This is a genomic window from Streptomyces durocortorensis, assembly GCF_016901035.1.
Taxonomy (GTDB): domain Bacteria; phylum Actinomycetota; class Actinomycetes; order Streptomycetales; family Streptomycetaceae; genus Streptomyces; species Streptomyces durocortorensis.
In genome coordinates, this window is sequence record NZ_JAFEUF010000229.1 from 1 (window position 1) to 4905 (window position 4905).

At 71.8% G+C, this 4905-nt stretch carries 4 protein-coding genes; 3 read left to right on the forward strand and 1 reads right to left on the reverse strand.

Features of this window, described 5'->3' with window-relative positions; all coding sequences use genetic code 11:
- From tap to JS521_RS29160, 3 genes are all read left to right on the forward strand, one after another.
- Positions 1-1411: telomere-associated protein Tap (gene tap / locus JS521_RS29150; RefSeq protein ID WP_443732189.1), on the forward strand; the 1411-nt coding region annotated here is incomplete at its 5' end.
- Positions 1412-1423: 12 nt separating this feature from the next.
- A complete protein-coding gene (tpg, locus tag JS521_RS29155) occupies positions 1424-1981 on the forward strand; it encodes a telomere-protecting terminal protein Tpg (RefSeq protein WP_205085940.1) in 558 nt (185 codons plus the stop codon).
- 320 nt (positions 1982-2301) lie between these two features.
- Positions 2302-2676: a hypothetical protein gene (locus JS521_RS29160; protein ID WP_205085941.1), complete on the forward strand. Its 375-nt coding sequence runs from the start codon at positions 2302-2304 to the stop codon at positions 2674-2676.
- 113 nt (positions 2677-2789) lie between these two features.
- On the opposite strand, the gene JS521_RS29165 is transcribed toward JS521_RS29160, so the two are convergent.
- Positions 2790-4583, reverse strand: a complete 1794-nt coding sequence (locus JS521_RS29165; RefSeq protein ID WP_205085942.1) for an acyl-CoA dehydrogenase family protein — start codon at positions 4581-4583, stop codon at positions 2790-2792.
- Positions 4584-4905 lie beyond the last annotated feature (322 nt).

Genomic DNA, 4905 nt, shown 5'->3' on the forward strand with positions numbered 1-4905 from the left:
GCGGGGCTTCGGACCGTGGGCGCGGATCTACCGCCCGGTTACCGGTGGGCGGCGCCAGTGTGTTCAGCTGTGCATCCCCTCCTGGAACGCCCTGGATGACCGCGCCTGGGGTCACGCCGCCACGCTGGAGCCGGCGGAGCTGGCCCGGGTCCTGGGGGTGTACGCGCACCGGGTGATGACGCCCGTCGGGTCGACCGCGGTGAGTGGGCTGGAGATGATGACTGCGCTCAACCCGCCCACCCGCGCCAGTGAGCCGGACCAGGACGGCAAGCGGCACTCCGAGCACCGGCCCGGCTCCCTGGGCACCCAAGGGCTGGATCCCGCGCCGTGCGAGGCGATCGACGGGCACCCTGTCCTGGCGCATCTGCCCCGCTTCCACATCCGCGGGCCCGAGGAGCGGTTGTTCGAGGAGGCCTACGACTGGGCGCGTGACCTGACCGATGCGGAGTGCATGCAGTCCCATCTGGTGGGCATCGACGTGAATCTGGCGTTCGGCGCGGCTGCCAACGGCGCTGTTGTCGGCCTCGACTCGCCCCCGGAGCACGTCACCGGTCCGGTCTTCGACCCGGCGGTGCCCGGCTCGTGGCTGGTGGACCTCTCCCACGTCGACCTCAGCCGGGTGAAGGTAGCCAAGCAGTGGCGCGACCTTGAGGGGGGTCTGCTGCCCAGTCCGTTCACCCCGACCGGAGAGCGTCCCGAGGGCCCGGCCTGGTACGCGACGCCGACGGTGGCGTACGCGGTCGAGCTCGGCTACGACGTCACCCCTGTTGAGGCGTGGGTGCGGCCTCGGAGCGGGCGGTTCCTGGACGGCTGGTACAAGCGGCTGCGCGACGCCTACGTCGCCACCATGGCCGACCTCAAGGTGGCGGAGAAGCTGCCCCCGGGCGAGTTCTTGGAGGCGATGGACGGTTACAAGGGGCGGGATCCTGAGCTGGGGATCGTGCTGGACGCGGTGAAGATGACCGTCAAGGGCGGCATCGGCAAGCTGCAGGAGAAGGCCCGCGGCGGCGGGTGGGTGCCGGGGCAGGCGTGGCCCGCGCTGGCCCGGCCGACGTGGCGCCCCGACATCCGGGCAACCGTCATCTCCCGGGCCCGGATCAACATGCACCGCAAGATGATCGCCCTCGCCGCGGCCACCGCCCGCTACCCGGTCGCGGTCCTCTCCGACTGCGCCGTCTACACCGCCGACGGCCCCAGCCCCCTGGCCGTCCTGCCCTACGACCAGGACGGCAAGACCGTGCCCGGGTCGTTCCGTCTCGGGGTCTCCCCCGGCATGGTCAAGCACGAGGGCACCCAGGACGTGCTGTGGGGTGTCGGGCTGCTGGAGCAGCTCGGCACGGAGGGCAAGGTCGCCAACCTGGCCCGGTACATCAAGACCGGTGAGGTCACCGCCCGGGACACCGGGGAATAGGGAGCGCGGCGGATGGTCACCGTTGAGGAAGAGCTCGGCCGGGCAGTTCAGGGAGCGTTCACGCGCCCGGTGCCCAAGTCCGCCGGGGCCCAGATGCGTTACCTGGTGCGCCAGCACCGGGGCAGCACCCAGCAGGTCGCCGAGCTGCTCGGCATCAGCCGGCGCACGGTGGAGCGGTATGTGAAGGGCCGGATCAAGCATCCCCGCCCGCAGCTGGCCACCCGGTTGGAAGGGGAGGTCCGCGCGCGGTGGCAGCCGCAGGTCAGGGCCCGGGCCCGGCAGAAAGCGGCCACCACCGACGGGATCATGATCGACGTCCAGGCCCGCTTCGGCTACACCGCCGCCGCCGGGTCCACCGACCAGTCCCGTATCCGCCACCTCACCCTCGCCCTCCCGCCCCGCCTCGCCGCCCGCCTCCTCGACGCCCAAGCCGCCGGCCTGGACGAGGACCAGTTGCTCCAGCTCACCACCGAAGCCCTCGGCGAAACCTACTTCCGCGACAACGGACGCCGCGCGCACGGCCTCGAAGTCGAACTCACCGACGTCCTCGACCTCCAGTTCCGGCTGTAGGCAGGGGTGTCCCGGCGCGTCCGCGCGCCGGGTTGAGCGCCCGGCCGCGCGATGGGCGGCTGGGCCGTCATCCGCTGAGCATCGTCCGCGTGCGGCCCGAGGAGGACGCGCTCACCCTGCTACGAGGAGCTGCTGGCTGTCGACGAGCGGTTCGCCGGGGCTGCGGCACGGCCGGTGATCCGGCCGGAGACGCTGGTGGTCGACCACGGCAGAGGGACGACCAACTACGCGTCCGCCCGGCTGGACGACGGCGACATCGTTGTCGGAAACTGGCCGCGTCCGGCGGCGAGGAGGCACTCTCGGCGGCCGATCGCGCGGCCGTGGAGCGCCTGATCCGCGTCAAACTGCCGCGCGACCGGGCCCGTCCGCTCGACCTGTGCTCCGCCTCCTGGCTCGCCGTGCCCACCAAGGACCATCAGAGCATCGCGCAGGCACTCGGCCTGCACGAGATCCGGCCGGCGGCCTTCGCCCTGGGGTACGACATCGTGGCGCACGACACCATGGACGGCGCGGAGTACGGCCGGGTGTACGTGACCCCGGCGGTGGACGGCTGGACCCTCGTGCTCGGTCCGTGGTGCTCACCCGTGGACCCCGAGCTCGCGGCGGACGTGCTCGCCGTGGTCCGGAGGTCTCCCTCAACGGCCCGCTGTACGCCGAGTACGCGGACTACCGCGACAAGCTCTGCTACGCCCTGAGCACCGGAGACTGGTTCCTCTGCACGATGCACCGGTCCCTGGACCTCTGACCCGTCGCTCCGGCCGCCGCCCCGCTCGGCGGCCGGGGGCCCGCTTCCCCCTCACGGCGCTGGTCAGGCGCTGAGCATCGGGTGCGTATCCAGGATTTCCTCGGATATGCCGAACGCCTCGGTCAGCGTGAGCGCGTGCGGCTCCAGGACGCCGAGGACCGCGTCGACGGCGTCGGGCAGGCTCTCGACCTGGTCCGCCGTCACCCGGCCGCGTGCCAGCAGGTCCCCGCTGTGCGCGGCGACCCGGCGCAGGGTGAACAGGGCGTGCAGGGCACGCAGCAGGTCCGCCGGGAGTCCGGAGGGCGCCTGGGCGGCGGCGCTCAGCAGGGCCTCGGCAGCGAGCCGGTGCACGTGGGCGTCGGCCAGGCCGACGGCGGGCGTCACCGAGGAGTTCCAGCGGGCCAGCGGCGAGGCGGCGCGCTTCCGGAGGCGGGCCTTCGCGCGGGTGTGGGAGATGCGCTCGATGTCGGCCAGCAGGTCCTGGAGGAACTGGGGGTCGGTCAGCTCCCGGTCCTCGGCCGCGATCTCGCTCTCCGGCTTGAGGTCGACGCCGCCGAGCAGCATCTCTCCCCCGGCCTTCTGCATGATCACCGTGTTGTCGCCTTCGGCGGTGATCGTGCCCTCGATCGAGGCGAGCTGGAGCGCGATCCCGTTCGCCTGGATCAGGCCCTGGGCGCCGCACCGCTCGCGGCACTCGGACATGACCGTCCTCGACTGCCAGGTGATCCACGCCTTGGTGATGGCCGTCAGCCGCTCGTACGCCTCGCGCTCCTCCCCGCCGGCCCGGTCCCACTGTCGTACCACCGAGCGCTGGAGCAGCGTGGCGGCGTAGGTCGTCGCCGCGGCGTCGAGCAGCGGTGTGTGGTGCCCGCGGTGGGCGAACAGCGGCACCCGCCGGCCCTTCGTCATGCCGGAGGTGTGACGGATGTGGGCGTAGCGCATGGCGACGTCGAGCGCGTGCCGCATGACGCCGAGCCCGTGGGCGGTCATGCAGAGCTTGCCCATGGTGACCCGGCCGATGGACTCCAGGAACCGGCGGCGGGAGCTGCCCAGCGCGCTGGTGAACTCCCCGGCCGGGGTGAGGCGGCCGTGGTCGCCCTGGAGCAGCGCGCCGTACGGCACGCGGACGTTGTCGAAGGTGGTGGCGCAGTGGTCGACGGGGCTGCTGGTCGTCTGGGGCAGCGGCCGCACCCCGACCCCTCGGAGGGGGCTGCCGTCGCTGTCGCTGAGCGGCACCAGGAACAGGAAGACTCCCCGGTCGGTGCCCTCGACGATCAGGCGGGCCGCGACGACGGCGCCTTTCGCCCCGCCGGCCGGGCCGGTGTTGGGCATGAACTTCGCCGCGCCGGGGTGCGGGGTGTTCAGCGCGAACTCCCGCGCTGCCGGGTCGTACGTCGCGGTGGTCTCCATCTGCACGGCGTCGTTGCCGTGGGCCACCTCCGTGCACAGGAACGTCCCGATGCGCTCCCCGCGGACGTACTCGCCCAGGTCCCGCCCGGCCGCATCATGGTCCGTCAGGCTCCCGTGAAACAGGTTGTAGTGGATGGAGATGATCGTGGCCATGCCCGGGTCGACCGCACCGGCCCACTCGTGGATCGCGGTCAGCTCGACCGGATCGGCCGCGAGCGCCTGCGGAGCCTCGACGGCCTCGTTGACGATCCGGAGACGGTCGTAGCTCAGGCGTATTCGCTCCCGGTGGGTGAGCCCTTCCTGGAAGCGGAACGGGGCGGAGCTGAACAGGCTCCTCCACCGGTCGTGCGTGGTGCGTAGCTGACCGGCGAACAGGACGTCGGCGAGAGCGGCGGAAACGGGGACAGAGGAGACGGAACCGGAATCCGGAATCTGAGAGGCAGTCACACCGGAGAAAACTAGCGTGATCGATCACTTCTGGCGGCGTGAGGATCACCACGATTGAGCAGGGCGAAAACACGGTAGGTGCCCGCACCGTCACGCACTTTCCCCTGCTCAGTGGCCTGTTGAACCACCGGACCGGAACGCGAAGAGGGCCGTTCCGTACTCCGAGAGAGAGTACGGAACGGCCCTTCGTCGGGGGGGGGGGGGGGCCCCGGGGGGGGCCCCCCCCCCGGGGCAAAAACTAAACAGCAAAAACCCCCCCCGGGCCGGGTTTAGGCCCGCACACCGGCCCACCCCCCCCGAACAAAAAGGCGGGTAGGCGGCG